Genomic DNA, 3,587 nt, shown 5'->3' on the forward strand with positions numbered 1-3,587 from the left:
GAGATTACTGTTGCTATTCCTAAGACAAAAGCCCAGGAAATTTTAACTGACTATCTAGGTAATAATGGTTGTATCGATCCTAAAGTTCGCGCTAGAGCTTGGATCAAGGACTTACTCAACCATCACTTGATTCAACAATCAGGAAAATTGATTGAGTTTCGACACCAAATGATCCAAGAATACTATACAGCAGAATATTTATTTAAGCAATTACCATGTATCAGCGATCAGGAGTTACAACAAAACTATCTCAATTATTTGAAATGGACAGAACCTCTGGTGCTGATGCTGCAATTGGTAAATGATCAAAAGCAAGCCTTGGAGATAGTAAAATTAGGGTTAGATGTGGATTGGCAACTGGGATCGAGGTTAGCAGGAGCAGTAAAACCGGAGTTTCAGGAGCAGACTGTTGGGTTAGTGGCTGGGTTAAAGGTTCCGAAGTTACTTGAGCTTCAGTTGTTGGGAATAACTAAATCAGACAGAGCGATAACTGAGCTAAGTAAATTCCTGGATGATGACCACTATGATGTGCGTAGTAGTGCGGCCGATTCCCTGGGAAAAATCGGGACAGAAGCCACCATATATCCCTTAATTAAATTGCTGGATGATGACCACTATTTGGTGCGTTGGCGTGCGGCCGATTCCCTGGGAAAAATCGGGACAGAAGCCACCATCGCCCCCTTAATTAAATTGCTGGATGATGACGACTATTATGTGCGTAGTAGTGCGGCAAAAGCTCTGGGTAAAATCGTGACACAAGCCACCATCGCCCCCTTAATTAAATTTCTGGATAATCACCACTATGATGTGCGTAGGAGTGCGGCAGATGCTCTGAGAGAAATCGGGACAGAAGCCACCATCGCCCCCTTAATTAAATTGCTGGATGATGACCACTATTTGGTGCGTAGGAGTGCGGCAGATGCTCTGGGAAAAATCGGGACAGAAGCCACGATTGAACCATTAATTAAATTGCTCGATGATCAACACTTATCTGTGCGTAGGAGTGCGGCAGATGCTCTGGGTAAAATCGGGACAGAAGCCACGATTGAACCATTAATTAAATTGCTCGATTGTCACAACTATGATGTACGTATTAGTGCGGCAGATGCTCTGGTAAAAATTGGGACAGAAGCCACCATCGACCCCTTAATTAAATTGCTGGATGATCACAACTATGATGTGCGTAGGAGTGCGGTATATGCTCTGGAAAAAATCGGGACAGAAGTGGCAATTGAAGCGTTAATTAAATTGCTGGATGATCACCACGAAGATGTGCGTAGTAGTGCGGCAGATGCTCTGGGTAAAATCGGGACAGAAGTAGCCATATACCCTTTAATTAAATTGCTGGATGATCACCAGGAAGATGTGCGTAGGAGTGCGGCAGATGCTCTGGGTAAAATCGGGACAGAAGTAGCCATATACCCTTTAATTAAATTGCTGGATGATCACAACTTTTATGTGCGTATTAGTGCGGCAAAAGCTTTGGGTAAAATCGGGACAGAATTAGCCATATACCCTTTAATTAAATTGCTCGATGATAACGACTATCATGTGCGTAGTAGTGCGGCAAAAGCTCTGGGTAAAATCGGGATAGAAGCCACCATAGACCCCTTAATTAAATGTCTCGATGATAACAAGTATTTGGTTCGGATGAGTGGGGCAGAAGCTCTTAAACAAATCGGAACAGAAGTAGCGATACAACCGTTAATTAAATTGCTGTATGATCTCCACTATTTGGTGCGTGGTATTGCCGCAAAAGCTCTGGGAAAAATCGGGACAGAAGCCACCATATATCCCTTAATTAAATTGCTGGATCATGACGAATATTGGATGCGAATGAGTGTGGCAGAAGCTCTGGGAAAAATCGAGACAGAAGCCACCATAGATCCCTTAATTAAATTGCTGGATGATCATCACCCTGATGTGCGTAGAATTGCGGCAGAAGCTCTGGGAAAAATCGAGACAGAAGCCACCATAGACCCCTTAATTAAATTGTTGGATGATGACGACTCATCTGTGCGTAGGAGTGCGGCAGAAGCTCTGGGGAAAACTGGGACAGAAGCTACTATTACTAAACTGATTAATCGCCTCAACAACGAAGAATTTGTACAAACTAATGATGGCATGAGTTGTGATCAAACCATCAACGCCCTTAACGCTATTCAAGAGCGCTACCAAATCTACAACCCAACCTATAGTCCCAAACCCCATCCTCCCAAACCAATTGCCATTCAAACCATGTACATCCTCCACCTCTCGGACCTCCACATCACCACCCCTGAGCAAGCTACTCTTTGGTCAAACCAACTCGCCCAAGACCTAACCCAAGACCTTCAAATCCCTCACCTTGATGCTCTTATCCTCTCCGGTGATATCGCGAATTATTCCACTCCAGACGAATACCAGGCTGCACAACAGTTTCTTGACAAACTCCGCCAAGACTTCCCCCTAGACCCCAAGCAAATTGTTCTAGTTCCCGGTAACCATGACCTCAATTGGAAACTAGCAAAGGGAGGTTATCAGTTATTGGATCTCGAAGACTACGATGGTGAACTAAAAGAGGGTCACTACATCAAAGAAAGTCCACGGGTGATTCGAGTCCGAGATGAAGCCAAATACCAACAACGGTTTGCCCACTTCAGCCAATTCTATCAAGCCATCAAAACTGAACCCTATCCCCTCGACTATGACCAGCAAGGGATTATCGACTATTTCCCAGAGCAACAGTTGCTGATCCTAGGACTAAACTCCGCTTGGGAACTGGATCACCACTTTAGAGCCCGTGCTAGCATCCACTCAGGTGCTCTGAGCAAGGCTCTGAGCGAAATTCGCCGTAACCCAGACTACCGCAACTGCCTGAAACTAGCCGTTTGGCACCATGCCCTGAATAGTGCTGGAAGCGATCGCATTACCGACCAAGGATTCATGGAACAACTCGCCCAAGCTGGATTCCGCTTCTTCCTCCACGGACACATTCACAAAGCCGAAACCAGCCTTTTCCGTTACGACCTCAGTCCAACTGGGCGCAAACTCGACCAAATTGGTGCTGGCACCTTTGGGGCACCCACCAAAGAACTCATACCCGGTTATCCTTGGCAATATAATCTATTAAAAATTAACGATAATCAGCTCACTGTCTACACTCGCCGTCGGGAAGAAGAAAATGGTGCTTGGAAACCTGATTCACGGTGGACTCAGGGTCCAGGAAAAAGTGGTTTGGATTATTATTCCATTGAGTTGTAGGGAGTAGGGAGTAGGGAGTAGGGAGTAGGGAGTAGGGAGTAGGGATTGAGCGCAGTTTTGCCTACTGATCCAATAAGTATATATAGCCCATTGAAAACTACTGTATTAAGGCTTAGCTAATTCAGCTAGATAATCCCTAACTAACACTTCGATTAGGATTGGATCTAAATTGCTATGGTGAAATTTGATAGCTAAAGGCACCGTTAGTCTTTGCTGATTATTGTCGTAGGTTCGCTTTCCAAAGTATAAAAAACTCTGGGTATTTCCACGACCTGTCTGCATAGAAAAACTTAAAAAATCCAAGCCAGGAAGATTACCAACAAATTGACCTAGTTGGTAAGCAT

2 protein-coding genes are annotated in these 3,587 nt (G+C 44.6%); one reads left to right on the plus strand and one right to left on the minus strand.

The window, feature by feature from the left end:
- Window positions 1-3,243 (plus strand): HEAT repeat domain-containing protein (locus tag F6K37_RS34960; RefSeq protein ID WP_287255439.1); only part of this gene is annotated, 3,243 nt, incomplete at its 5' end.
- A gap of 105 nt (window positions 3,244-3,348) precedes the next feature.
- On the opposite strand, the gene F6K37_RS34965 is transcribed toward F6K37_RS34960, so the two are convergent.
- On the minus strand, window positions 3,349-3,587 hold a 239-nt coding region (locus F6K37_RS34965), incomplete at its 5' end, for a hypothetical protein (protein ID WP_287255441.1).

The organism is Moorena sp. SIO4E2, from assembly GCF_010671945.1.
Classification (GTDB): Bacteria; Cyanobacteriota; Cyanobacteriia; order Cyanobacteriales; family Coleofasciculaceae; genus Moorena; species Moorena producens.